The 24,155-nt window shown below is 72.2% G+C and carries 22 protein-coding genes; 8 read left to right on the top strand and 14 right to left on the bottom strand.

All coding sequences use genetic code 11. From position 1 onward, the window contains the following. Window positions 1–3: 3 nt before the first annotated feature. Genes EJV46_RS12880 through EJV46_RS12865 form a run of 4 tightly spaced genes read right to left on the bottom strand, consistent with a single transcriptional unit; the run spans window position 4 to window position 4,352 of the window. On the bottom strand, window positions 4–588 hold the full coding sequence (locus EJV46_RS12880) for a sugar transferase (RefSeq protein WP_131549047.1): 585 nt from the start codon (window positions 586–588) through the stop codon (window positions 4–6). After that, window positions 581–1,783 (bottom strand): O-antigen ligase family protein, encoded by a 1,203-nt coding sequence (locus tag EJV46_RS12875; protein WP_240782539.1) that lies wholly within the window; start codon window positions 1,781–1,783, stop codon window positions 581–583. The genes EJV46_RS12880 and EJV46_RS12875 overlap by 8 nt, the downstream gene beginning before the upstream one ends. Beyond that, a complete protein-coding gene (locus EJV46_RS12870; RefSeq protein WP_131549046.1) occupies window positions 1,780–2,709 on the bottom strand; it encodes a hypothetical protein in 930 nt (309 codons plus the stop codon). The genes EJV46_RS12875 and EJV46_RS12870 overlap by 4 nt, the downstream gene beginning before the upstream one ends. Beyond that, window positions 2,706–4,352: a heparinase II/III family protein gene (locus EJV46_RS12865; RefSeq protein WP_131549045.1), complete on the bottom strand. Its 1,647-nt coding sequence runs from the start codon at window positions 4,350–4,352 to the stop codon at window positions 2,706–2,708. Before EJV46_RS12865 ends, EJV46_RS12870 begins: the two co-directional genes overlap by 4 nt. Before the next feature lie 121 nt (window positions 4,353–4,473). Between EJV46_RS12865 and EJV46_RS12860 the strand changes: the two genes are divergently transcribed. Together EJV46_RS12860 and EJV46_RS12855 are read left to right on the top strand one after the other, a co-directional pair. Next, window positions 4,474–7,233, top strand: coding sequence for an SLBB domain-containing protein (locus tag EJV46_RS12860; RefSeq protein WP_240782538.1), 2,760 nt, complete (start codon window positions 4,474–4,476; stop codon window positions 7,231–7,233). 125 nt (window positions 7,234–7,358) lie between these two features. Further along, the gene (locus tag EJV46_RS12855; protein ID WP_131549043.1) at window positions 7,359–9,578 is read left to right on the top strand and encodes a YjbH domain-containing protein; all 2,220 of its coding nucleotides are present in this window, start codon (window positions 7,359–7,361) and stop codon (window positions 9,576–9,578) included. Window positions 9,579–9,608: 30 nt separating this feature from the next. Here EJV46_RS12855 and EJV46_RS12850 read toward each other — a convergent pair whose 3' ends face one another. Next, the gene (locus EJV46_RS12850) at window positions 9,609–10,280 is read right to left on the bottom strand and encodes a TetR/AcrR family transcriptional regulator (RefSeq protein ID WP_131549042.1); all 672 of its coding nucleotides are present in this window, start codon (window positions 10,278–10,280) and stop codon (window positions 9,609–9,611) included. A 104-nt stretch (window positions 10,281–10,384) separates the two neighbouring features. Here EJV46_RS12850 and EJV46_RS12845 point away from each other — a divergent pair, with 104 nt between their 5' ends. Next, window positions 10,385–11,371 carry a tripartite tricarboxylate transporter substrate binding protein gene (locus EJV46_RS12845; protein ID WP_206020794.1) on the top strand — a complete coding sequence of 329 codons (987 nt, stop codon included), beginning with the start codon at window positions 10,385–10,387 and terminating at the stop codon, window positions 11,369–11,371. Between the two features lie 51 nt (window positions 11,372–11,422). Here the strand turns inward: EJV46_RS12845 and EJV46_RS12840 are convergent, their stop codons facing one another. From EJV46_RS12840 to EJV46_RS12820, 5 genes are all read right to left on the bottom strand, one after another. After that, window positions 11,423–11,737, bottom strand: coding sequence for a cupin domain-containing protein (locus EJV46_RS12840; protein WP_131549041.1), 315 nt, complete (start codon window positions 11,735–11,737; stop codon window positions 11,423–11,425). Between the two features lie 4 nt (window positions 11,738–11,741). Then, window positions 11,742–12,683: a dihydrodipicolinate synthase family protein gene (locus EJV46_RS12835; RefSeq protein WP_131549040.1), complete on the bottom strand. Its 942-nt coding sequence runs from the start codon at window positions 12,681–12,683 to the stop codon at window positions 11,742–11,744. Beyond that, window positions 12,680–13,192, bottom strand: coding sequence for a YcgN family cysteine cluster protein (locus EJV46_RS12830; RefSeq protein ID WP_131549039.1), 513 nt, complete (start codon window positions 13,190–13,192; stop codon window positions 12,680–12,682). The genes EJV46_RS12835 and EJV46_RS12830 overlap by 4 nt, the downstream gene beginning before the upstream one ends. Window positions 13,193–13,227: 35 nt before the next feature. Beyond that, window positions 13,228–14,022 carry a lipid-binding SYLF domain-containing protein gene (locus EJV46_RS12825; protein WP_131549038.1) on the bottom strand — a complete coding sequence of 265 codons (795 nt, stop codon included), beginning with the start codon at window positions 14,020–14,022 and terminating at the stop codon, window positions 13,228–13,230. A gap of 73 nt (window positions 14,023–14,095) precedes the next feature. Further along, window positions 14,096–14,731: a histidine phosphatase family protein gene (locus EJV46_RS12820; protein WP_131549037.1), complete on the bottom strand. Its 636-nt coding sequence runs from the start codon at window positions 14,729–14,731 to the stop codon at window positions 14,096–14,098. Window positions 14,732–14,771: 40 nt separating this feature from the next. On the opposite strand from EJV46_RS12820, the gene EJV46_RS12815 reads away from it, so the two are divergent. From EJV46_RS12815 to EJV46_RS12795, 5 genes are all read left to right on the top strand, one after another. After that, window positions 14,772–16,061, top strand: coding sequence for an AmpG family muropeptide MFS transporter (locus EJV46_RS12815; protein WP_370323081.1), 1,290 nt, complete (start codon window positions 14,772–14,774; stop codon window positions 16,059–16,061). Further along, entirely contained in the window at window positions 16,058–16,405 is a 348-nt protein-coding gene (locus tag EJV46_RS12810; protein ID WP_131549035.1) for a DMT family protein, read from the top strand. Before EJV46_RS12815 ends, EJV46_RS12810 begins: the two co-directional genes overlap by 4 nt. A 263-nt stretch (window positions 16,406–16,668) precedes the next feature. Continuing rightward, complete coding sequence (locus tag EJV46_RS12805; RefSeq protein ID WP_370323084.1) at window positions 16,669–17,169, top strand: YbjN domain-containing protein; 501 nt, start codon at window positions 16,669–16,671, stop codon at window positions 17,167–17,169. A 146-nt stretch (window positions 17,170–17,315) separates the two neighbouring features. Continuing rightward, on the top strand, window positions 17,316–18,125 hold the full coding sequence (proC, locus tag EJV46_RS12800) for a pyrroline-5-carboxylate reductase (protein ID WP_131549033.1): 810 nt from the start codon (window positions 17,316–17,318) through the stop codon (window positions 18,123–18,125). Next, entirely contained in the window at window positions 18,122–18,565 is a 444-nt protein-coding gene (locus EJV46_RS12795) for a DUF488 family protein (RefSeq protein ID WP_131549032.1), read from the top strand. Before proC ends, EJV46_RS12795 begins: the two co-directional genes overlap by 4 nt. Here the strand turns inward: EJV46_RS12795 and EJV46_RS12790 are convergent, their stop codons facing one another. The 4 genes from EJV46_RS12790 to hpnA all read right to left on the bottom strand — a co-directional run bounded on the left by EJV46_RS12790 (window position 18,566) and on the right by hpnA (window position 24,143). Then, window positions 18,566–19,741: an NAD(P)/FAD-dependent oxidoreductase gene (locus EJV46_RS12790; RefSeq protein WP_131549031.1), complete on the bottom strand. Its 1,176-nt coding sequence runs from the start codon at window positions 19,739–19,741 to the stop codon at window positions 18,566–18,568. Window positions 19,742–19,796: 55 nt separating this feature from the next. Next, entirely contained in the window at window positions 19,797–21,851 is a 2,055-nt protein-coding gene (gene shc, locus EJV46_RS12785; RefSeq protein ID WP_131549357.1) for a squalene--hopene cyclase, read from the bottom strand. 172 nt (window positions 21,852–22,023) lie between these two features. Beyond that, window positions 22,024–23,166 (bottom strand): glycosyltransferase, encoded by a 1,143-nt coding sequence (locus EJV46_RS12780; RefSeq protein ID WP_240782537.1) that lies wholly within the window; start codon window positions 23,164–23,166, stop codon window positions 22,024–22,026. Beyond that, window positions 23,163–24,143 (bottom strand): hopanoid-associated sugar epimerase, encoded by a 981-nt coding sequence (hpnA, locus tag EJV46_RS12775; protein ID WP_240782536.1) that lies wholly within the window; start codon window positions 24,141–24,143, stop codon window positions 23,163–23,165. Before hpnA ends, EJV46_RS12780 begins: the two co-directional genes overlap by 4 nt. Window positions 24,144–24,155: the final 12 nt, after the last annotated feature.

The following is a 24,155-nucleotide window of genomic DNA, read 5'->3' as shown; positions in this document are numbered from 1 at the left end:
CCATCAGCTGCGGTCGAAGCGGGCCATGGTGGCATGGCCCGGCATGCTCACGCCCTCGCCGCGCACCAGCACGCACGCGCAATCCCACAGGATGCGCAGGTCGCCCGCGAGGGTGATGCGCTCGACGTAGAGCGCATCCCATTCCAGCCGCTCCTCCCAGGGCACGCCGTTGCGGCCCTTCGACTGCGCGAGGCCGCAGAGGCCCGGCCGCACGGACAGCCGCGTCGCCTGGCGTGGCGTGTAATGCGGCGCATACTCCGGCAGCAGCGGGCGGGGGCCGACCAGGCTCATCTCGCCGCGCAGCACCTTGTGCAGCTGCGGCAGCTCGTCGAGCGCGGTGGCGCGCAGGAGGCGCCCGAGCGGCGTGAGGCGATCGGCGTCGTCGCCCGGCCCGTCGCGCATGGTGCGGAATTTCAGCACCTCGAAGGGCACGCCCTCGCAGCCCGCGCGACGCTGCCGGAACAGCACCGGCGCGCCGAGGCGCGCGCGCACCAGCAGCGCGACCACGGCCATCGCGGGCGCCGCCAGGATCAGCAGCAGCGACGCCGCGGCCAGATCGAAGCCCCGCTTGCCCCAGCGCCTATACACGCCGCGCCTCCACGCCGAGCGAAAGCCCGAGCCCCAGCGCGAACCACGTCATCCGGTTGCCCAGATCCGTCGAGACCATCGCGGTCAGCGCGAGCGGCAGGGTCAGCGCCAGGATCGCCGCCGCGCGGTCCGGCTCCACGCGCGGAAGCCGCGACAGCATGAAGAGCGCGGCGCCGCCGAAGGCCGCCAGCCAGAGCAGCAGCCCCACCGCGCCGCCCTCGACCATCGCCTCGATCGCATGGTTGTGCGGATGCAGGCCGCGATCCTGCCCGAGGCCCGCCGACACCGGGAAGCCGCCCGGCCCCAGCCCCCAGACGCCGCCCCAGCGCCAAGCCTCGCTCCAGAGGATGGCGCGCGCGGAATCCACGCCGCCCGTCTCGCGCGTCAGCCGCTCCAGCGTCGCGAGATCGGCGGCCCGCCCGGGATCGAGCAGCAGCACGCCCAGCGCGGCCGCGGCACAGAGCGGCGCCGCAGCCAGCCAGAGCAGCGCCGGCGCGACCCGCCCTTGCAGCCCCCATCGCAGGGCCGGCGCCAGCGCGACGGTAAGGCCGAGCGACAGGAACGCCGCGCGCCCGCCCGGCAGCAGCACCGCTGCCGCCAGCGCCGCGAGCCCGCCGAACCAGGCGATCCGCCGCCACCCGCCCGCTCCCGTCGCGCGCAGCGCCACGAGCCCGGCCGCGCAGGCGATGGCGAGGCCCGCCACCTGGTACTGCACGCGCACGCGCGTCGGATCCGCCCCGATCCGACCGCCCAGCACCACCGCATCGCTCGCGATGCCCCAGGCCACCGAGGCGCCGACGAAGATCCCGAGCCCGATCGCCGCATCCAGGAAGACCCGCCGCGCCGCCGGCTCCGCGCCGATCGCCAGCCCCGCGGCCACCATCGCGGGCCCGATCACCATGATCTCCGGCAGGCGGTCGGCGACGCCCTCACTCCAGGGGCTCCAGGTCGCGGCGATCCCCCACCAGGCCCAGAGGGCGCCGCAGGCGGCGAGCGGCAGGCCCAGACCCGGCGCCAGCACCCATCGGTGGCCGGCCAGGAGCAAGGGCAGCAGCGCCAGCAACCCGACGGCCGCCAGCGCCGTGACGTCGAGGGGCAGTGCCGCCACGGCCGGGGTGGATTTCAGCGCGCCGGCGAAGTGCATCGCCGCCGCGGCGAGCCCGGCCATCCCGCCGAGGACCGGCAGCGCCCTCACCCGCCGTCGCCGGGCGTCGTGGAGGCCGGCCTGCGCGCGAGCACCGGCTCGATCCGCTCCCGCGCCGGCGGTCGCGGCCAGACCGGCGGTCGCCACTCCTCGCGGCCGCGCAGCAGGAGCCGGCAGGCGGCGAAGAGGGTCACCGCCCCCGGGATCGCCAGCGCCAGCAGGACCAGCAGCAGCGGCCGGTTGGGCACCGAAGGCCGCAGCTCCACCACCGGGACGGAGACGAGGCGCGCCGCGGCCGCCTCGTCCGCCGAGACCACCAGCGCCGCGCGTTGCTGCTGCGCCAGCAACTCATAGAGCGTGTTGCGCAGGAAGAGATCGGGCTCGATGCGCAGCCGCGCCTCCAGGGCGACGATGCGGCGCTGGGCGAGCTCGGCCAGCGTCTGCCGCACGCGGCCTTCGGCCACGGCATGCAGGCGCTGCAGCACGTCGAGCGCGGTGGCGCGGTCGCGATGCACCAGTTCCAGCGTCCAGGTGACGGAGGTCAGCGAGGGCGTGGCGGCGAAGTTGCGCTCCAGGAAGGTCAGCACGTCGTCGGCATCGGCCGTCATCCGCAGGCCCAGGGCGCGGCGGACGGGGCCGAGGGGGAGCGCCGCGCGGCGCGCCTCCAGCTCGGCGGGCAGGCTGGTCTCCCGGGCCATGGCCGCCGCGGCCTCGGGCGCGCGCAGCGCCGCGAGATAGACGGCGAAGTTCCCGCCGGGCCGCTGGTCGAGCAGCGAGGGCTGCAGGAAGGGCGCGGGCGTCAGCAGCGCCGAGGTGGCGATGCCGGTGGTCTCGGCCGGCGCCACGATGGCCGAGGCGACGTAGCTGCGCGGCCAGTTCCAGACGACCGTCGCCGCGCCGGCATAGAGCAGCAGCACGGCCAGCGCGATCCGGCCGGCCTGTCGCCACAGCCCGCGCAGGAGCTCGTCCAGCGTCATGACAGGCGGATGAGGGTCGTGACGCGCGTCGCGCCGGGGCCGATGCGCGCTTCCAGCACCGGCAGCGGGCTGGCTTTGCCATAGGCGAGGCTTTCCTGCCCCTCGACGAGGCTGAAGGCGATGGCCGCGTCGCCCGATATGGACAGGCGCAGCGGCCCTTCCACGCCGTCGCGCGTCGGCCGCCAGCCGCCGCCCGGCGCCAGCCGCCAGCGCAGCACGGCCTCGCGGAAGGGGCCGCCGACGCGGTCCTCGATCCGGTACCCCTCGGCCGTGGCGAAGACCTCCCGCGCGTGGAAGCGGCCGCGCCAGTCCCGCAGCCAGCCTCCCTCGGGCAGCGCGCCCGTTTCCGGCCAATGCGCGAAGAGGAAGGGCCCGAGGCGGGGCATCTGGTCCTCACCGTCGAAGCCGATGGTGTTATGCGCCCGGGCGCCCTGGAAATAGGGGATCCAGCCGGGATCCTGCGGGTTGTAGGCGCCCGTTCCGCCGTCGCGGAGCAGGTTCTTCGCCCCGACCCAGAGGTCGAGGTGCAGCAGATCCGCGTGGCCCGGGCGGAAGCGCAGCGGGCCGGTGCGGATGATGGCGCGCGCCCCTCCGCTGCGCCGCGCCAGGAAGCCGAGGCTCGCCCAGTCGCCCGGTTCCGGGAGGGTGTCCTCCGGCGCCGGCAGGCCCATCGCCGCGCAGCCGGGATCCTGGCGCCACCCGGCCGAGGCCCCGCAGAAGAGCCGCGCCGCGCGCTCCAGGCTGGCGCGCGCATCCTCCGGCCCAGCGCCGGACAGGTCGGCGAAATGCGAGCCGTCCTGATGGCCGATGCGCGGCAGCGCCCCCGTCTGTGGGCAGGCAAGGAAGTGGAGCCAGCGCGTCGCGGCCGCCATCCGCTCCCGGGTGGCCGGCGCGGCCGGCGGGCCGGAGCCGCGCCGCCGCAGCCACTCGGCCACCGAAACCACGTCGAGCAGCAGGCGGTGATAGGCCGGGCTCGGCTGGGCGAAGCTGCCGTCCGGCGCGACGAGCCGCGCGACCGCCGCGTCCAGCCGGCGCGCGCCGCGCCGCGCCATCCGGGCCTCACCCGTCGCGAGGCCGCAGACGAGGAGCCCGGCCGCCTCGGAGATCGGATGGTTGTTGTCCTGCGCCATGGCATAGGCGGGGTTGGCGCCGATGCGCCGGGCCAGGAGGCGCATCGCCCCGGCATCGGGCTCCATCCCGGCCAGGGCCGCCGCGAGCGCGAGGTGCAGCGCGCGCAGCGCGGCCTCCTGCCCGCAGCCCCAGTTCGGGCCGCGATAGGGCGGATTGGCCGCGAACCAGGCGGCGAGATGTTCCGGCATCCGCGCTGCTTCGCCCGCCAAGGCGAGGCGCGGCAGTTCGGCCCAGCGGTTCGCCTCCCAAAGGGGGCGGATGTCTGGCCCGGCCATGGGCCGGAGCCGCGCCGCCCGAAGCGCGGCGTCGAAGCCGCCAGCGGCTGGAATTGCGGGGAAGGGCGCCCGAAGGGCAACCGGGGACAGCCGGTCCCGGAGGCGCACCGCCACCATCGCGCGCGTCAGGGCGCCGCGTCCGAGCAGCGCCAGCACCACGGGCCGCGGCCCGAGGCGCAGCATCGCATCCAGCCGCAACCGCCAGTCAAAGGAAATCGAGAGCGGACCACCCCTCATGGTTGCAAGCATGCAGGCAATCAGGCCAAATCCACAATGTCCAGTGTGAGGTAAATGACTGTTGCCATCGCATAAGTTTCCCTCGCGATTTATTCCAATCCTGTGCCTGATGCTGGTCCAGATGGTTTCTATGCCGGTCGCGCGGGCACAGAATCATCCTTCTACCCTTCTCGCACCGCCGTCGCTGCCTTCCACCCTGCCCGGCGGCGCGCCGCTGCAAAGCCTGCCGCCCAGCGCCCAGCAGGAGATCCTGCAACGCCTGCTCGACGCCGGCGCCGGCCGTCCGCTGGGCGGCCCGAGCCCGGCGCTGCCGCCTGCGCCGCCGCGCGGCGCGAACCCGCCGCCGCCCGGGATGGCGCCCCCGCCGCCGCCGGCGGCCGTGCCGGAGGAACCGCTCTCGCCCGTCGAGCAATTCTTCGCCAACCGCCTGACCCAGCCGCTGCGGCAATTCGGCTACGACACCTTCCGGTCCGGCCCCGGCGGGGCGCCGGTCGGCAATGCATTCGGCAACGTGCCGGACGACTACATGATCGGCCGCGACGACGAGCTGGTGATCGCGCTACGCGGCCGCTCGCGCCAGAACATCACCACGCGCGTCACCCGCGAGGGCATGCTGATCCTGCCCGACCTGCCGCCCATCGCCGCCGCCGGCCGCACGCTGCGCGACCTGCGCGGCGAGCTGGAATCCCGCGCCCAGCGCGAGCTTCAGGGTTCCGAGGTCTTCCTGTCCCTCGGCCAGCTCCGCCAGGTGACGGTCTTCGTCGGCGGCGAGGTGGCGCGGCCGGGCGTCGTGCCGCTCGCGCCGCTCGCCAATGTCCTGGACGCGCTGGTGGCGGCGAGCGGCGTCCGCAAGTCGGGCTCGCTGCGGGCCGTCCGCGTCGAGGGGCCGGGCGGACGGCGCATCGTGGACCTCTACCCCGTCATCGCCGGCGAGGGCGCCGCCCCCGACCTCACGCTGCGCGAGGGCGACCGCATCCTGGTGCCGCCGATCGGCGGCGTGGTGGCGCTCGGCGGCGAGGTTTCGCGGCCGGCCATCTACGAGCTGCCGGCGGGCGGTGCCCAGGCGCCCCTCGGCACCATGCTGCGCCTGGCCGGCGACGCGCTGCGGCCCACCGGCAACCGCTACTTGCTGGAGACCACGGACGGCGAGGGCCGCCGTGCCTTCCGGGAGATCTCACTCTCGACGCCGATGCGCCGGGGCGACGCGCTGCTGGTCCAGCCCGGCTCGGACGTGCAGTCGCAGCAGCTGCGCCTGTCGGGCCATGTGGTCCAGCCGACCACCCGCGCCATGGGCGGGCGCGGCGCCTCCCTGCGCGGGCTGCTGGCCGATTCCCGCCTCGTCCGGCCGGATCCCTATGCGCGCATGGCCGTGGTGCTGCGCGTGGACGCCCGCAGCCGCGGCCGGCGCTTCCAGCCCTTCGACCTCGCCGCCCTGCTCCAGGGCCGCACCGACCTGCCGCTCGCCGAGGGGGACGACGTGGTCATTCTCGCGCTGAGCGACGTGCTCTGGCTCTCCAGCCCCACCGTGCAGCGCGCCCTGCGCGGCGAGACCGAGACCTCCACCGTGCCGCCGACGCTCCCCGTCGCGCTGCCGCAGCCGCGCGGGGCCACGCCGATCCCGCCCCCCCAGGGCTTCACGGCCGCGCCGCCGCCGGGTGGGCCGCAGACCGGGAGCGGCCTCCCCGCCGGCCTCGACTGCCCGGCCCTCACCCAGCTCGCCATCGCCGCCCGCTCCTCGCCGCAGCGCTTCGGCCATGCGCGCGTCGCCGGCTTCCCCGAGATCGGCGCCCTCCCCTGCCCGCAGGTCTTCCTGGACTACCCGGCCCTGCTCACCTTCCTGCTGGACAATTCCGTGCTGCTGACCGGCGAGGCCCGGCTGCCCGGCCTCTACCCGATCATCGACAACACCGGCCTGGACGCGCTGCTGGCGGTGGCCGGCGGCGTCACCGACACGGCCGACCTCTCCTCCATCGAGCTCGCGCGCGAGCCGACCGAGCAGACCAGCGCCATCCCCCTCAGCCGCACCCTGCTCGACCTGCGCAGCCGCAACTTCCAGGCCGTGCGGCTCTCGCCGCGCGACGGCATCCGCATCCCCCGCGGCTTCGGCGACCGCGACACGGGGCCGGTCTCGCTGGTGGGCGAGTTCCAGCGGCCGGGCATCTACGACATCCGCCGCGGCGAGCGCCTTTCCGAGCTCATCGCCCGTGCCGGCGGGCTGACGCCGCAGGCCTATCCCTATGGCGCCGTCTTCACGCGCGAGAGCGTGCGCAACCGCCAGCAGGAGGGCTTTCAGCGCACCGCGCGCGAGCTCGAGACGGGGCTGATGCAGGTCGCCGCCGGGCAGGCCGTCGTCGGCACGCGGCAGGGCGCCGACATCGCCGGCGCCGTTGCCGCCGGGCGCGAGATGGCCGCCGCCCTGCGCGAGGCGCGCGCCGCCGGACGCATGGTGGTCGAGGCCAATCCCGTCGTGCTGGCCGGCCGCCCCGATCTCGACGTGCTGATGGAGCCGGGCGATCTCGTCGTCATGCCCAAGCGGCCCAACGAGGTCACGGTGGTCGGCTCGGTGCAGAACCCGGGCAGCCTGCAATTCGTGACCGGCTGGCGCGCCTCACGCTACGTCACCGCCGCGGGCGGGACGCAGCGCTTCGCCGACCAGTCGCGCGCCTTCCTGGTGCTGCCCAACGGCACTTCGGCGCCGGCTGGCCTCGGCTCCTGGCAGCAGGGCGGGCCGCCGGTGCCGCCGGGCAGCCTCGTGATCGTGCCGAACGACCCCTCGCCCTTCGAGAGCTGGGGCTTTCTGCGCGACATGACGCAGGTCGCGGGGCAGCTCGCGATCTCGGCGGCGGCGCTGGCCGTCATCACGCGGGGCAGCGGGAACTGATTTTGCGCCCTCAGGCGCCGGGCGCCGCCTCCGGCGGCTTGGCTTCGCGCCGCGGCGGAAGCGCGGGCGATGCGGTCAGTCTGGGCGCGCCGGCCGCCTTGCGGCCGGATTCTCGGTGGTCGGTCATGATTCTGGTGGGCTTCGCCGCACTGGCAGGCTTTCCCGCCCGGGCCCTCGACGATGTCCCCGGCTCCGGCTCGAACTTCGGCCGCGTCGGCCTGCTCGAGATGCCCAATGCGCGCTTCCGGCCGGACGGCACCATCGAGGCCGGCATTGCCTGGCGGCGGCAGCGCAACTTCTGGTTCGTGAACTTTCAGGCCCTGCCCTTCCTGGAGACCACCTTCCGCATCACCGACCGCCTGAACGGCACCACCGGCCAGGGCACCAGCACCGACCGCGCCTTCGACCTGAAGCTGCGCGTCTGGGAGGAGAATGCCTGGCGCCCGGCGCTGGCCATCGGACTGCAGGACGTGATCGGCACCGGCCTCTACCAAAGCGAGTATATCGCGGCCTCGAAGCGCTTCTGGTCCGTCGACGCGACGCTCGGGATGGGCTGGGGGCGGCTCGCCACCGGCAATGACCTCCGCAACCCGCTGGGCTACGGCTATTCCTACTTCGACGCCCGGCCGCGCCGCGTGGGCCAGGGCGGGACGGTCGCTCTGAACAGCCTATTTCGCGGCCGGAATGCGGGCATCTTCGCGGGGCTCGAATGGTCTGTGCCCGCCATCCCGACGCCGCTGGGCACGATCGAGGGGCTGCGCGCCAAGGTCGAGTATTCCGCCGACGCGCTGCGGGACGAGCGCGGCGGCTATCCCGCCCGCACCGCGAATCTGCGCGGCGAGGCGGCGAGCCGCGTGAACTTCGGCGTGAACTGGCAACCCAACCGGCATGTGGATGTCGGGCTCTCCTTCAACCACGGGACGGACCTGCTGCTGCGCGCCTCGCTTCGGCTCCACCCCGACGACCCGCCGGAGCTGCCCCGCCGGCCGTCGCCGCCCATGCATCCGCGGCCCAATCCCGTCGCGGAATCCATCGATCCGTCGGAGCCGCGCCCGGGCTGGCGCGACCGCGTGATGCAGGCCGCCGCCGGCTTCGACGGCACGCTGCGGCTCGGCGCCGACGATGCGGAAGGCGAGGCCACGCGCAACGCCGCCCTCGCCCGCCGCCTCTTCCCCGCTTTGCGCGAGGCCGGCTTCCTGCCCATCGCCTTCGACCTGCGCGGGGAGGATGCGCGCATCACGGTCTCGGGCGGGCGCTACCGCACGCTCGCCCAGGTGACGGGCCGCGTGGTGCGGGCGGCCCAGCCCTTCCTGCCGCCGGAGGTGGAGCGCATCCACCTCACCTGGGAGCGCGACGGCGCCGTGGTCGCGCGGCTCGTCACCCTGCGCGAGGCCTTCGAGAGCCTGGCCCGCGGCCGCGGCAGCGCGGAGGAGATCCTGCACGCGACCACGCTGCTGCCTGCCTTCGCCGAACCGCCCGGCGACAGCGCGATCCGCACGGTGCCGCCGCGCTTCTCCTGGGGGATCGCGCCCACGCTCAACCTGCAGGTCGGCGATGCGCGGACCTCGCTGCGCTGGCAGGGCGGTGTGGCGGCGGGCGGACGGCTGGAGCTCGGCTGGAACACGTCGATCGCGGGCAGCGTGGCCCAGGCGATCGCGGGCAATCTCGACGGCGGGCTGCCCAGCGACAGCCGGCTGCCACATGTCCGCAGCGACTTCGCGCGCTACGCAGCGACGGACACGCCGACCCTCCCCGCGCTCTACCTGGAGCGGCTGTGGAACCCCGCGCCCGACCTCTATGCGCGAGTGACGGGCGGCATGCTGGAGCCCATGTTCGGCGGCCTCTCCGCCGAGATCCTGTGGCGCCCGCACGACCAGCCCTGGGCGATCGGCCTCGACGTGAACTACGTCGCGCAGCGCGACTACCGGCAGCGCTTTGGCTCGCTCGGCTATTCGGTCGCCACCGGGCATGTCTCGCTCTATGCCGACCTGCCGCTGTGGAACCTCTACACGGTGGTGCGCGGCGGACGTTACCTGGCCGGCGACTGGGGCGGGACGATCGAGGTGGGGCGGCGCTTCGACAGCGGCATCGAGGTGGGCGGCTTCGCGACGCTTACGAACGTCAGCTCACGCGACTTCGGCGAGGGGAGCTTCGACAAGGGCATCTATATCCGCGTGCCCTTCGACTTCTTCGGGGTCGGGACGAGCAACCGGGCGGCGGTGAACCTGCGGCCGGTGCAGCGCGACGGCGGGCAACGGCTCGCGGTGGACAATGCGCTGTGGGACGTGTCGCGCGATGGGCGCGGCGATGCGCTGCGGCGGGGGTATGAGTGGTTCGGCAGGTAGCAGGGCTGGCCCCCTTCCTCCGACGTGGCGTCAGGGCCGCTCGGCCGGGCCCGGCGGCTTACGGCGCGCCGGGGCCCCGGCCGACCCCTCCTTGGCGATCAGCGTCTTCGCCAGTTCGATCCAGGCCTCCAGCACGGCCTCGTTCCTCGTATCGCTGCGGTTGAAGCTGGAATGCACGGCCATGCCGCGCAGCAGGCAGAGCGTCATGTACTGGAACTGCTCCTCCTTCTCCGTGTCGGGGAAGCGCAGCAGCTGCCGCCAGCGCTGGTCCCGCTCGCCGCTGGGCGAGGCCAGGAGCTGGCGCAGCCTCTCGCCCAGCTCGCCGTCGGTCCTTGCGGCGAGCATCAGCTCCACCGCGGCGACGTAGCTGGGACGGCTGAAGATCTCGCGCCAGACGAAGCGGAGATAGGTCTCGAAGGGGACGTTCCGTAGGTCCTGGCCGAAGGCCGCGGAGCGCGCCGCCTCCCAGCCCTGCAGGAGATGCTCGAAGGCGCCCACGATCATGTCGGCCTTGGTGGCGAAGTGATGCGTCTGCGCGCCGCGCGACACGCCGGCCCGCGCGGCGATCATCGGCGTGCTGAGGGCCTCGTAGCCGACCTCGCAGAGCACATCGATGGCCGCCTCGCACAGGCGCCGCCGCATCTGCGCGGAGCGGAGCGCCTGCTTGCCGACCACCGGCACGGCCTCCGCGATGCTGTCCATGAAGCGCTGCCTTCCATCGCCGACGCGGCTTCGCGTTGACGCCCAGTTACGAACAGTCCAGTCTGTTTGATTCTAACGACATCCCCCTGGGAAGGCGAGACACCATGAACAGGCGCAATCTCGGCCGGCTCATCGCCGGCACGGCCATGACGACGGCACTCGCCGCCTCCCGCAACGCAGGAGCCCAGCGCTCCGACTTCCCGAATCAGCCCGTCCGGATGGTCGTGCCGCTCGCCGCCGGCACGCTGACCGACGTGGTCGCGCGGCTGATCGCCGAGCCGATGGCGCGCGATCTCGGCCAGCCCATCGTCATCGAGAACCGCGGCGGGGCGAACGGCAATCTCGCCGCCGCCTATCTGAAGCAGCAGCGCCCGGACGGCTACGCGATCCTGCTGGCGGGCGTGTCGATGCTCGCCTTCAACCCGTACCTCTACGCCAACCTGCCCTACGACCCCGCGCGCGACTTCAGCTACATCGGCCCGGTCGTGAACACGCCCTTCATCCTGGTCGCCAGCAAGAAGAGCGGGATCACCACGGTCGCCCAGTTCCTGGAGCGGACGCGGGCGCGGCCGGGCGAGATCACCTTCGCCAGCGCCGGCAACGGCAATTCCACGCATCTGGCGATGGAGATGGTGGCCGAGGCGGCGGATCTCCGCCTCACCCACGTGCCCTACAGCTCGGTCTCGCCGCTCGCGAGCCTGATGAGCGGCGAGACGGACACCATGCTGACCGTGGTGGGCACCGCGCTGCCGCAGGTGCTGAATGGCACCATCGTGCCGCTGGCCGTGCTGCTCGACGCGCGCCTGCCCGAGCTGCCGAACGTGCCGACGCTGGCCGAGGCCGGCGTGCGCACGCCGACCATGGCCGGCTGGTACGCGCTGGTCGGGCCGGAGGGGCTGCCGGAGGGGCCGACCGTCCGGCTGAACGCCGCGCTGCAGGCGTCGCTGAAGGACGCCAATGTGCGGCAGCGGCTGGCGCAGATGCACCTCTCGCCGATGGAGGGCTCGCCGGCCGATATCCGGCGGATGTTCGAGCAGGACAGCGAGACCTGGGGCAACTTCATCCGCCGCCGCGGGCTCCGGCTGGGCTGACCGCGCGGTGCCGGTTTGCCGCCGGCGGTGACCCCGCCGGCGGCCATCGGCCTACCCCGGGAAGGCCTTCACTTCCGTCTCGACGAAGTGAAGCGGGGCCGTCCCGGAATTGACGACATTGTGCTCCGCGCCCGCGACGCGGTGATAGGCCACGCCGGCCTTCAGCACCGAGGTGCTGGTCGTCCCGTCGGGATATTCGATCAGCAGCGTGCCATCCATCATCGGCACGACGACATAGAGCCAGCCGTGCCGGTGAAAGCCGGTTTCGGCGCCCGGCTCGAACTCCCAGCGGATGACGCGCACCTTGTCGTCATCGATCAGTTGGACCGGAACGGCGGGCGCGCGGCAGCGCAGGGGCTCCGACATGCCGCTACTCCGCGGCCTGCGCGGTGGCGGCCATGCCGGGCAGCGGGATCGCGCCGGTCGCTTCCCAGGCCGCCCAGCACTTGTCCGCCTGCTCCTTCGAGAGCGGCAGGTGCGGCGGACGGATCACGCGATAGCCGTCGTCCCCCGTGCTGCGCGCGATCACCTCGCGCAGGTTGGGGATCAGCGGGAAGGAGGTCGCGGCCTTGCGGGTCGCGGCCAGCATGGCCTGGGCCGCATCGGCCTCGGCGCCCGTGCGCTTCGCATAGACGATGCCGCCCCAATGCGAGTTGGCGTTGCTCGCCGCGGTGATGCAGCCCGCGCCGCCCTCGGCGAGGATTTTTTGGAGGAACTCGTCGCTGCCGGTGTAAACTTCAAAGCCCTGCGAGGCGAAGGCGTCGATCATCGCCTTCATGTTCGCGTAGTCGCCGGAGCTGTCCTTCACGCCCTTGAACACGCCGGGGAAGGCCTTCAGCAGGCGGCCGATGAGGTCGAGGCTGAAGGGCACCGCCGACTGCTGCGGGAAGTTGTAGAGGTAGAGCGCGATGCCGGAACCGACGCGCTTCGCGACCTCGGAGAAATAGGCGAAGAGGCCGTCGTCGGACGGGCTCTTGTAGTAGAAGGGCGGCAGCAGGAGCACGCCGCGGCAGCCCTTCTCCTTCGCATGGAGCGTGAGCTCGACCGTGTCCGTCAGGCTGGCGCAGCCCGTGCCCGGCATCATCACCGAGGCCGGCACGCCGCGGGCGATCAGCCCCTCCAGGATCTGCTTGCGCTCGTGCAGGCCGAAGCTGTTGGCCTCGCCCGTCGTGCCGAGGATGCCGAGGCCGTTGCAGCCATTCGCCAGCAGCCACTTCGCGTGCTTCGCCATGCGGTCGAGGTCCGGCGCGAAGTCCGGCGTCATGGCGGTGAGGACAGCGGCGTTCACGCCGCCGAAAAGGGCATTCTTCATGGCTGTTTTCCTTGGGAAGTGCGAAGGGGCAGTGAGCCGATGGCGGGGCGCGTGCCCGCCCGGCGGGGCCAGTTGCCTGGCCAGGTGGCGATGTGGTCCTCGGTAGCGCCCGCCTGCCGCTCGTTGATCACGCGGCCGCGCACGGAGATGCCGGCGCGGACGACGCTCTCCGGGTCGCCGGAGACGAGCGGATGCCAGGCGGGGAGATCGCGCCCCTCGCCGAGCAGGCGATAGGCGCAGGTGGGCGGCAGCCAGTCGATGCCGCGCAGCCGCGCGGGCGTGAGGCGGATGCAGTCCGGCACGCGGCTGCGGCGGTTCGGGTAGTCGGTGCAGCGGGCCGTCGCCGTGTCGAGCAGCCGGCATGCGACCTCGGTGTGGTGGAGGCGATCGGTGTCCTCGCGCAGCTTGTGCAGGCAGCAGCGGCCGCAGCCGTCGCACAGGCTTTCCCATTCGGCGGTCGTCATCGCCTCGAGGGTCTTGGTCTTCCAGAAGGGCAGCGGAACCGTCACACGGAGGGTTTAGCGCAACTCCGCCCCGTATGAAATCAGCGCCGCGGCGGCGGAGGCGGCGGCGGCAGCGCCGCCCGGCCGACGCTGCCGCCCGGCGCGCGATACGGCGCGGAGACCGGCGGCGGAGGCTCGGCGGCGGCCATGGGCGGCGCGGCCGGCGCTCCGCCGAAGCGCATCAGCGCCGCCCGAAGCGGATCGGCCCCTGGATTGTGCACGGCCATGTTGACCACGATGTCGCGCGGCGTCACCTCCCGGCCGTAATAGGCGGCGTTCCAGTCGGGGCGCGCATCCATCACCGTCCCCTCCAGCGAGAGCCCGGCGAAGAGCCCGCGCGAGCGCGAGAAGGCCAGGATGTCGGCGCCGAGATTGGTCGTCGTCGCCGCCTCGACCGAGCCGCCGACATGCGCGACGGCCAGCGAGGCATCGGCGCCGAAGCGGAAGCTGTTGTTGATCACCGCGCTGATCGCCCGCTCGCTCATCAGGAGCAGGAGGGTCTGGCTGTCGCGGATGCCGGCCTGAAGGCCGAAGCTGCCCGAGCCCACCGCGAAGAAGGCCGGCGAGGACCAGGAGCCTGCCGCGTCGCGGCCGACCAGCACGCAGTCGCCGCCCTCGCCGCCGGCGAAGAAGGCCGCGCTGAAGGTGCGCGGACAGACCAGCGCGCCCCGCGCCCGGCGCAGGATGCTGGCGGCGTCGAGACGGTCGTTCTCCTCCGTCAGGATCTCCTGCACGGTGAGCGCGGAGCGGTCGACCAGCGCCTGCGGGGCGCTGCCCGTGGGCGCGCCCGCGCAGGCCGAAAGCGCCGCCAGGGCGGCCAGGATGACAAGGCGCATGAGCTTCCCCCGATAACCCCAGGCAATCGCCCGATTCTAGCCCAGGCTTCCCCGCGCCGGAAGATAAAACGAATCAATCGACATCGGGGAGGATCCAGGGCTCCTCGTTCACCGAGACCACGCGCCAGTCGGCCCCGTGCTTCTCCAGCCGGGTGAGCGAGAGATTCTTGATGGAGAAGGTCAGCGCCTGGTGCGCATCAAGGCCCAGGGCATGGGCCAGGGCCGCGCGGATGGAGCCCCCATGGGCGACGATCACGACGTCCTCGCCCGGATGCGCCTCGGCCAGGCTCTCCATGACGGGTGCGACGCGCGCGCGCAGCTCGTCGAAGCTCTCCCCGCCGGGCGGCTTCTCGACGGCGGCATGCGGCCAGAAGGGGTGCGCGGGATGGCGCAGCCGCTCCACCACCGCCTCGTGGCTCATCCCCTGCCACTCGCCCAGGGACTGCTCGGCGAGATCGGGCTCGATCGCCAGCTCCCGCTCCGGATAGCCGGCCGCGAAGATGGCCGCGGCCGTGGCCTGGGTCCGGACCAGCGAGCTCGCCACCCAATGCGCAGGCCGTGGCAGCCGGGCCGCCAGCCAGCGGTAGAGCGCGGCCTCGCCCTTCAGCGACAGGTCGCAGAGCGGCACGTCCATATTGCCGTAGAGCGTGGCGCGCGCCGTGGCCTCGACGAGCGCGTGACGGATCAGGAAGAAGCGGGCGGGTTCCATGGCGGATGCGTGTAGCGGCGCGGCGCACGGGCTGATAGCCATGCCGTCCATGCAGGTCACGAAGCTGTTCCGCGATCGCCGTTTCCTCGTCATGCTCGCCCTGGGCTTTTCCGCCGGCGTGCCGCTGCCGTTGACCGGCTTCGTGCTGCGGCAGTGGTTCTCCGAGGCCGGGATCTCCCTGGCCGCGATCGGCTTCACGGCGCTGATCGGGCTCTCCTACTCGCTGAAATTCCTCTGGGCGCCGGTGATCGACCATGCGCGGCCGCCGGTCCTGGCCCGGCTCGGGCGACGGCGCGGCTGGCTGGCGACCATCCAGCCGCCGCTGATTCTCGCGATCCTGGCCCTCGGCCTCACCGACCCCACGCGATCCGCCATGCTGACGGCGGCGGTGGCGGTCGTGGTGGCCTTCCTCTCGGCCAGCCAGGACATCGTGGTCGACGCCTACCGCATCGAGATTCTCGAGGAGGAGGACCAGGGCTACGGCTTCGCCTGCTACGTCTGGGGCTATCGCTTCGCCCTGCTGGCGGCGAGCGGCGGGGGGCTGGCGCTGGTGGCGGTCATCGGCTGGTCCGGCACCTTCGCCTATTGCGCGGCGCTGGTGGGCATCGGCTTCGTGGCGGTGCTCTTCGCGCCCGAGCCGGCCGCGCCGCCGCCCGAGCCGATGGGCTGGAGCCGCCGCATCAGGACGGCGGTCATCGACCCCTTTGCCGACTTCATGAAGCGCCGCCACTGGCTGGCCATCCTGCTCTTCGTCGGCCTGTTCAAGCTGGGCGAGGCGCTGGCCGGCATCATGACCGCCCCCTTCTACCGCGAGCTGGGCTTCACCCGGGGCGAGGTCGCGGCGGTGGGCAGCGTCTTCGGGCTGGTCATGACGCTGTTCGGCGTGCTGGCGGGCGGCTGGTTCGTCGCGCGGATCGGCACCGGGCGGGCGCTGGTCATCACCGGGCTTCTGCAGATGCTGTCCAACCTGATGTACGTGGCGCTCTATTCCACGGGGCGCGACATGGGGATGCTCTATGCCCAGGTCGGGGTGGAGAACTTCACCGATGGCCTGGCCGACGCCGCCTTCGTCACCTACCTCACGGCGCTGACCAACCGCGCCTTCAGCGCCACGCAATACGCGCTGCTCTCCTCGCTGGCGGCGGTGCCGCTGCGCTTCCTCGGCGGGTGGTCCGGGCAGCTCGCCGAGGCGATGGGCTGGCGCAACTTCTTCCTGCTGACGACGGCCGCCGCCCTGCCGGCGCTTTGCCTCATGCTCTGGCTCCTGAAACGGCTGCCGCCCCCGCCGCGCAAGCTCCCTCCCGCCGAATCCATGGCCCTCGCCGCATGAACAATGCCCTCTGGCTCACGCCGCTGCTGCTCGTCGGCAGCAACATCCTCATGACCTTCGCCTGGTACGGGCATCTCAAGGCGCCGGCCTGGCCCATGTACGTGGCGGTGCTGGTGAGCTGGGGCATCGCTTTCTTCGAATACTGCCTCGCCGTTCCCGCCAACCGCATCGGCTATGGCACCTTCACCGGCCAGCAGCTCAAGATCATGCAGGAGGTGATCACCCTCGGCGTCTTCGCCGTCTTCAGCGTCACCTTCCTGGGCGAGCCGCTGCGCTGGACCTATTTTGCCGCCATGGGCTGCCTGGTCATGGCCGTGATCTTCATTTTCCTGCCGGTCGACTGATCCCCCCGGGACGGACGCGCAGCCCCGCCCAGTTATTCACAGCTTCTTCGCCTTCGCGGGACTTGCGACACGGGATTTTGCTCGCCTAGCCTACAGGTGGTGGTGAATCGCATGGCGCACCCCAATCCCTGGGCCTTGGGGGAGGCCCCGGGGGCGACGCGCGGCATCGGGCGGTCACGCCCAAGCCACCCGTGAGTCCGGCCCGCCCGGGGCAGGGCCCATGCACCCCATCCGGGCCCTTAGGGGAGTGCCACATGTCCGGAATGCTGGCCGAGGTTGCCGACGACGAACGCGCAACCAACCCGCTCGACGTGCTGGAACAGATCGTCAACGCCAATGAGTGGATGTTCGAGCGCCGCTCGGACGGCGAGATGGCGGCGGAAGCGCCGGGCAAATGGTGCAACTACACCCTCTTCTTCTCCTGGGCGCCAGAGATCAGCGCCATGCACTTCTCCTGCGCCTTCGACGTGAAGGTGCCGGACCAGCGCCGCGGCCCGCTCTTCGAGCTGCTGGCGCTGGCCAATGAGCGCCTCTGGATCGGCCATTTCGGGCTGGAATCCGACGAGGGCGTGCCGGTTTTCCGCCATGCGGTGCTGCTGCGGGGTGCGCCCGGCGCCTCGGCGGAGTCGCTGGAGGACATGGTCGACATCGCCATCACTGAATGCGAGCGCTTCTTCCCGGCCTTCCAGTTCGTCCTTTGGGGCGGCAAGGCGCCGGCCGAGGCGTTGGAAGCGGCGATGCTGGACTGCGTGGGCGAGGCCTGAAAGATTGAGGGGCTCTGCCCCTCAATCTCCCCGGCAGGGAGCTCGTTCCCTGCACCCTCCTTCGTAAATGGGTCCAGGGCACAAGGCCCTGGTGGGGGAGCGCGAGGGGGCAAAGCCCTCTCGCCAGTACGTCAGGAAACGCTTCCATGTCCCTCCCTCCTCTCCTCCTCATCGGCTGCGGCAAGATGGGCGGCGCCATGCTCGCCGGATGGCTGGAGAAGGGTCTTCCCCCCGAGACCGTGGTGGTGGAGCCGCATGCCGGCGCCGTCGCGGCCTTCGCCGGCCGCGTCCGCCATGTCGCCAGCATCGCCGAGATTCCCGCGGATTTCGTGCCCGCCGCCGTGATCCTCGCCACCAAGCCGCAGGAGGCGCCGAACGCCCTGCCGGCGCTGGCGCATCTGGTGCGGCCGGAGACCGTCTTCCTCTCGATCATGGCAGGCAAGACGGTCGCGGGCCTGCAGGCGCTGCTCGGCGGCGCGCCGCATATCGTGCGCGCCATGCCCAACACGCCGGCCGCCGTGCGGCTCGGCTTCACCGTGGCCTGTCCCGGCCCGGGCGTGACGGCCGCCCAGCGCGAGCTCTGCGACACGCTGCTCTCCGCCGTCGGCGAGGCCGCCTGGGTGGAGCGGGAATCCCTCATCGACCCCGTGACGGCCGTCTCCGGCGGCGGCCCCGCCTATGTCTTCCTGCTGGCCGAGGTGATGGAGAAGGCCGCGATCTCGCAGGGCCTGCCGCCGGACCTCGCGCGCCGCATGGCCCGCGCGACGGTCGCCGGCTCCGGCGCTCTGCTGGCGGCGAGCACGGAGGATGCCTCCACGCTGCGCATCAATGTCACCAGCCCCAAGGGCACCACGGAGCGCGCTTTGGCCGTGCTGATGCGGCCGGAGGCCTGGCCGGCCCTCATGGAGGAGGCCATTAAGGCCGCGACCGCCCGCTCGCGCGAGCTCGCGGGGTGACGGTCGCCGTCGCCACCATCGGCTTCACCAGGAGCAGCGCGGCAAACTTTTTCGCGCGGCTGAAGAAGGCGAAGGTGAAGCGGGTGATCGACGTGCGGCTGCACAACACCTCGCAGCTCGCGGGCTTCGCCAAGGCGGACGACCTTGCCTGGTTCCTGAAAACGATCAACGGCATCGACTACCTGCCCGAGCCCAGCCTCGCGCCCACCGAGGAGCTGATGAAGTTCTTCAAGACGGACAAGGGCGACTGGGAGGTCTTCTCCCGCGATTTCTCGGCGCTCATGAAGGCGCGGAAGATCGAGAAGGAGCTCAAGCCCTCCTTCTTCGAGGGCGCCTGCCTGCTCTGCTCGGAGGCGACGGCGCATCGCTGCCACCGGCGGCTGGTGGTGGAGTATCTCAATCAGGAGTGGAATGGCGCGCTCACCGTCCAGCACCTCTGATCAGGCCGCCTCGCCGGCCGCCCATCCGCTCGCCCAGGCCCATTGGAAGTTGTAGCCGCCGAGCCAGCCCGTGACGTCCACCGCCTCGCCGATCACGAAGAGGCCGGGCACCGCCTTCGCCATCAGGTTCTGCTGCGAGAGCCCGTCCGTGTCCACGCCGCCCAGCGTCACCTCGGCCTTGGCGTAGCCCTCGGTCGTGGAGGGCGTCAGCGTCCAGGCCTTGAGCAGGTTCGCCAGCGCGATCAGCGCGCGGTCCTGCAGATCGGCTATCCGGAGTCCGGGCAGGTGCCGCTCCGCCAGGGCCTGGGCCAGCCGCGCTGGGAGGAATTCGCCGAGCACCGTCTTCGGCTCCGCCTTGGGACGCGCGCGCTTGGCGGCCAGCAGGAGCGCGACCGCGTCCTGGCCGGGCAGCAGGTCCAGCGTCACCGCCTCGCCTTCGCGCCAATAGGAGCTGACCTGGAGGATCGCCGGGCCCGAGAGGCCGCGATGGGTGAAGAGCATCGCCTCCGGAAACTTCGCCCTCCCCGCCTTGGCGATCACCGGCAGCGAGACGCCGGCGAGCGGCTGCATCAGCGCCAGCTGCTCGCCGCCGAAGGCCAGCGGCACCAGGGCCGGCCGGCGTTCGGCGAGCTTCAGGCCGAAGCGCTGCGCGACGTCGTAAGCGAAGCCGGTCGCGCCCATCTTCGGGATGGAGGGCCCGCCCGTCGCCAGCACCAGCGATTCCGCCTCGATCACGCCCCGGTCGGTGGAGACGGTGAAGCCCGTGCCGCGGGCGATGTCGGTCACCCGCGTGCCGACGGCCAGCTCCACGCCGGCCGCATCCGCTTCGGCCAGCAGCATGGCCACCACCTGCCGCGCCGAGCCGTCGCAGAAAAGCTGGCCGAGCGTCTTCTCGTGCCAGGCGATGCGATGCTTCTCGATGAGCGCCAGGAAGTCGCGCGCGGTGTAGCGGGACAGCGCGGAGCGCGCGAAATGCGGATTGGCCGAGAGGAAGCGCTCCGGCCGGATCTCGCGGTTGGTGAAGTTGCAGCGCCCGCCGCCGGAGATGAGGATCTTCTTCCCCGGCTCCTCCGCATGGTCGATCAGCAGAACCCGCCGGCCCCGCTGCCCCGCGCGGATGGCGCACATCAGGCCGGCCGCGCCGGCACCGATGATCAGGACATCGCAGCGGGTCACTACCGGCCCGATCGTGCAGGACGTCCGTCCGCCGCGTGAATCGGCCCGGAGACGATCACAGCCCGTGCGACACCCGCCGCGTGTTCGAGGCGCGCAGGTTGCGCAGCCGCGCCAGCGCCCAGAGCGGGAAGATGCGCCGGTAGCCGTGGTAGCGCAGGTAGAAGACGCGCGGGAAACCGGTCCCCGTGTAGTCCTCCTCCGGCCAGTCGCCGTCGGGCTTCTGATGGCGGGTGAGCCATTCGGCGCCACGCTGCACGGCCGGATGATCCGCCTCGCCGGCCGCCATCAGCGCCAGGATCGCCCAAGCCGTCTGGCTGGCGGAGGAGGGCGCGTGCTGCTGGGAATCGGGGCGGGTGCCGCCGCGGGTCGGATAGCTCATCCCGTCCTCGCCCCAGCCGCCATCCTCGTTCTGCCGCTCGACGAGCCAGGCGACGGCGCGGCGCATGGCCTGGTGGCCGTGCGGCAGCCCGGCCGCGTTGAGCGCCGTCAGCGCCGACCAGGTGCCATAGACGTAGTTCACGCCCCAGCGGCCGTACCAGGAGCCGTCGGCCTCCTGCTCGCGCAGCAGGTATTCGATGGCCTGCTTGGACGCCGCCTCCTCGCCGCGCCCGAGCTGCGCCAGCATCGCGAGGCAGCGGCCCGAGACATCGGCCGTCGGCGGGTCGAGCAGCGCGCCGTGATCGGCGAAGGGAATGTGGTTCAGGTAGTGGAAGGTGTTGTCGGCGTCGAAGGCGCCCCATCCGCCGCCCTTGGACTGCATGCCCACCGTCCAGTCGGTGGCGCGCTTCACCGCCGGATCATACTCCTTGCCGTCGCCGGATTCCTTCCGGAAGCGGTCCATGGCGAGCACCACCACGGCGGTGTCGTCCACGTCGGGGTAATGGGCGTTCTCGTACTGGAAGGCCCAGCCCCCGGGTTCGAGGCTAGGGCGCTGCCAGGACCAGTCGCCCCGGACCTCGGTGATCTCCTTGGTGAGCAGCCAGTCGAGCCCGCGCGCGACGGCCGAGCGCTCCTCGCCGCCGCCGGCCTCGAGCAGCGCGTGGCTGGCCAGGGCCGTGTCCCAGACGGGCGAGAGGCAGGGCTGGACATAGGTCTCACCAGCATCTTCTTGGCCAGCTCCGCTGGCGGGGCCCCTCTCCTGCACCAGCTTCTCGATGGAGGACCAGGCGGTGACGAGGCGCGGGTCGTCCTCGGCCACGCCCATGCAATGGTACATCATCACGGCATTGGCCATGGCGGGGTAGATGGCGCCCAGCCCGTCCTCGCCGTTCAGCCGCTCGGTGACGAATCGCTCGCAGGCGGCCTCGGCGCGCATGCGGTGGGTGCGGGGGAAGAGCGTGCGGGCGCGGTGAAGCGCGCCGTCGAGCCCCTTGAAGAGCGAGGCCCAGGGCTCCGCCTGATGGGCGCCGCCGGGCCATTCCTTCACCTGCTCGGGGGGCGTGGTGAAGAGTTCGTCGATGGTCGCGCCGGTCGGGTTCCGGGCCTTGGGCTGGCGGGCGATCACCACGGTCAGCGGGATCAGCACGGTGCGCGCCCAGTAGCTGATCTTGCTGACATGGAAGGGGAACCAGCGCGGCAGCAGCATGATCTCGGGCGGCATCATCGGCACCGCCCGCCAGGGCACCGCGCCGAACAGCGCGAGCGTCGAGCGGGTGAAAACGTTGCTGCGCTCGGCCCCGCCGGCGGCCAGGATCGCGCGGCGGGCGGCGACCATGTGCGGCGCGTCGGCAGGGTCGCCGATCAGCTTCAGCGCGAGATAGGCCTTCACCGAGCAGGAGATGTCGAGCGGCCCGCCATGGAAGAGCGGCCAGCCGCCGTTGCAGTTGCCGAGCTGGTCCGACTGCACGCGCCGCAGGTAGCGGGCGATGCGCGCCTCCTTCTCCGGCTGGATTCGGCCAAAGAAGTGGTGGAGCATCACGTATTCGGCGGGAATGGTGCAATCCGCCTCAAGCTCGAAAACCCAATGCCCATCGGCGCGTTGATGCGCAAGCAGATGCTGCGCCGCAGAAGCGACGGCCTGCTCGAGCGTCTGGTTGTCCGGCCCCTGCGAATCCAGGCTGGGCGAGCCTCCCTGGGAGGCCAGGGCGGCGCTCCCGGGCAGGTTCGGCATGATGTTCAACGCGGCATACCCCTTGTTTCCGCACAGGCGGGACAACCGGTGGCGCAACGGCGCCGAAGGTCTGAATCCCGCGATAAATCAAGAGAATCGGAACCTCAGCCGGAAGGAATAGGCCATTTGCGCCCCAGGCCGATAGGGCACCGGAAGTTGTAGCTGGGCTGTGTCATTCGCGCGACAGCGGCTCCCCCTTCCAGAGCCCTCCCCGGCCGGTCCATTCGGCCCGGGCGGAATCGAGGGTGAAGGCGAGGTAGATGGCCGCGATCAGCGGAAGCGCCAGCCCGCGCAGGGGCGAGAGGCCGAAGCGCCTCAGCATGGGCGCATAGGCCAGCGCCATGGCGGCCCAGGCGAGCAGGCCCAGCGTCCGGACCCAGCCCTCGCCGAGGACCGCCAGCAGCGGCGGCGCGAGGTAGACGAGGCCCAGCGCCGCCACCATGCCGAGCAGGATCAGCGGGTTGTACAGAAGCTGGGCATAGGCGGTGCGGACCACCATCGCGCGGATGGTGCCGAGATCGTCATAGGCCCGCAGCGAGCGGACACGATCCGTCAGCCCGAGCCAGATCCGGGAGCCGCCGCCCTTCATCAGCCCCGCTAGGGCGCAATCGTCGATGATGCGCCCCCTGATCGGCGGCAGCCCGCCCCGCGCCTCGAAGGCGGAGCGGCGGAGAAGCACGCAGCCGCCGGCCGCCGCGGCGGTGCGCGCCCTGGGGTCGTTGGACCAGCGGAAGGGATAGAGCATCTGGAAGAAGAAGACGAAGGCCGGGATCAGCCAGCGCTCGGCCGCGCTCTCGCAGCGCAGCCGCGCCATGAGGGAGACGAGGTCCCGGTCCTCGGCGATCGCCCGGCTGACGAGGCGCCGCAGGCTGTCGGGGGAATGGGCGATGTCGGCATCGGTGAAGAGCAGGAACTCGTGCCCCTCGGCCTTCACCGCCTCCAGCCCCTGCTGCAGCGCGTAGAGCTTGCCCGACCAGCCCGGCGCCTTGCCCGTGCCGGTGACGACCCGCAGGCGCCCGTCGCCGACGCCCCGAGCGAGCTCGCCGGTGCCGTCCGAGCTGCGGTCGTCCACCACGACGATGCGCAGCGGCCCCGGATAATCCTGCGCCGTCAGCCCCTGCACGGTGGCCGCGATGGTCTCCGCCTCGTTGCGGGCGGGGACGATGGCGCAGACGGCCGGCCAGCGCGCCGGCTCCGCCAGCCGCTCCGCATCGGAATCGTCGTCCCGGGCCAGCCAGAAGAAGCCGCGACCGAACAACAGCACGGCCCAGGCCAGGCAGGCCGCAAGTCCGATCCCCTCGGCGACCCAGATCACCGCCGCAGTATCCCCGCGGCCTCGAACCAGTGGAGGGCGTCCATCACGCCCTCCTGCCAGGGGCGGGACTGGAAGCCCAGGACGCGGCGGGCCTTGGCGGCCGAGAAGAACATGTGGTGGCCGGCCATCTTCAGCCCGTCGCGCGTCAGCATGGGCTCCCTGCCCGTCACCCGGGCGGCCATCTCCGAGAGCACGGCCAGCGGATAGAGCGGCGCGCGCGGCAGGCGGAACGGCCTGCGGTGCCGGCATTCGAGCGCGATGAACTCCAGCATCTGCGCCAGCGTCACGTCCTGTCCGCCGAGGATGTGGCGTTCGCCGGCCGCGCCCTGGTCCAGCGCCGCCACGCAGCCCGCCGCGCAATCCGCGACATGCACGAGGTTCAGCCCGGTCTCCACATAGGCCGGCATCTTGCCCCGCGCGGCCTCCAGGATGATCCGCCCGGTCGGCGTCGGCCGGCGGTCATAGGGGCCGATCGGCGTGGAGGGATTCACGATGACCGCCGGCAGCCCTTCCTTCCGCACCAGGGATTCCACCAGCCGCTCGGCCTCGGTCTTGCTGGACTTATAGGGGCCGATCGCCTCCTCCGGCGTCGCCGGATCCTCCTCCGTCGCGGGGCTGCCATCGGCCCGCGGCTTCAGCGTCGCGACCGAGGAGACATGCACGATCCGCGGCACGCCGGCCTTCAGCGCCGCCATCATGACGGCTTCCGTGCCGCCGACATTGGTCGCCCGCATCCGGACCGGATCCGGCACGAAGATCCTGTAATCGGCCGCCGCATGGATCACGCCGCCCACCCCGGCCATGGCATAGGCGAGGCTCGGCCCGTCAGTGACCGTGCCCAGCGCGTAGGAAATATCCAGCCCCGCCAGGGTCTCGCGCGCCGCCTTGGGCCGGATCAGCGCGCGCACCGCATGGCCCCGCGCGAGGACGGCCCGCGCCAGAGAGGCCCCCAGGAAACCCGTGGCCCCTGTGATCAAGATCGTCGTCGG

Source organism: Roseococcus sp. SYP-B2431 (assembly GCF_004336745.1).
Classification (GTDB): domain Bacteria; phylum Pseudomonadota; class Alphaproteobacteria; order Acetobacterales; family Acetobacteraceae; genus Roseococcus.
This window is presented reverse-complemented; position numbering and strand designations above follow the sequence as displayed.

Coding starts and splice junctions, on each gene's coding strand:
- proC (WP_131549033.1), top strand. CDS start 17,316: ATGTCCCTCCCTCCTCTCCTCCTCATCGGCTGCGGCAAGATGGGCGGC.
- EJV46_RS12840 (WP_131549041.1), bottom strand. CDS start 11,737: ATGTCGGAGCCCCTGCGCTGCCGCGCGCCCGCCGTTCCGGTCCAACTG.
- EJV46_RS12820 (WP_131549037.1), bottom strand. CDS start 14,731: ATGGAACCCGCCCGCTTCTTCCTGATCCGTCACGCGCTCGTCGAGGCC.
- EJV46_RS12870 (WP_131549046.1), bottom strand. CDS start 2,709: ATGACGCTGGACGAGCTCCTGCGCGGGCTGTGGCGACAGGCCGGCCGG.
- EJV46_RS12845 (WP_206020794.1), top strand. CDS start 10,385: ATGAACAGGCGCAATCTCGGCCGGCTCATCGCCGGCACGGCCATGACG.
- EJV46_RS12835 (WP_131549040.1), bottom strand. CDS start 12,683: ATGAAGAATGCCCTTTTCGGCGGCGTGAACGCCGCTGTCCTCACCGCC.
- shc (WP_131549357.1), bottom strand. CDS start 21,851: ATGCCGAACCTGCCCGGGAGCGCCGCCCTGGCCTCCCAGGGAGGCTCG.
- EJV46_RS12825 (WP_131549038.1), bottom strand. CDS start 14,022: ATGCGCCTTGTCATCCTGGCCGCCCTGGCGGCGCTTTCGGCCTGCGCG.
- EJV46_RS12805 (WP_370323084.1), top strand. CDS start 16,669: ATGCTGGCCGAGGTTGCCGACGACGAACGCGCAACCAACCCGCTCGAC.
- EJV46_RS12850 (WP_131549042.1), bottom strand. CDS start 10,280: ATGGACAGCATCGCGGAGGCCGTGCCGGTGGTCGGCAAGCAGGCGCTC.
- EJV46_RS12860 (WP_240782538.1), top strand. CDS start 4,474: ATGGTTTCTATGCCGGTCGCGCGGGCACAGAATCATCCTTCTACCCTT.
- EJV46_RS12815 (WP_370323081.1), top strand. CDS start 14,772: ATGCCGTCCATGCAGGTCACGAAGCTGTTCCGCGATCGCCGTTTCCTC.
- EJV46_RS12865 (WP_131549045.1), bottom strand. CDS start 4,352: ATGAGGGGTGGTCCGCTCTCGATTTCCTTTGACTGGCGGTTGCGGCTG.
- EJV46_RS12855 (WP_131549043.1), top strand. CDS start 7,359: ATGATTCTGGTGGGCTTCGCCGCACTGGCAGGCTTTCCCGCCCGGGCC.
- EJV46_RS12810 (WP_131549035.1), top strand. CDS start 16,058: ATGAACAATGCCCTCTGGCTCACGCCGCTGCTGCTCGTCGGCAGCAAC.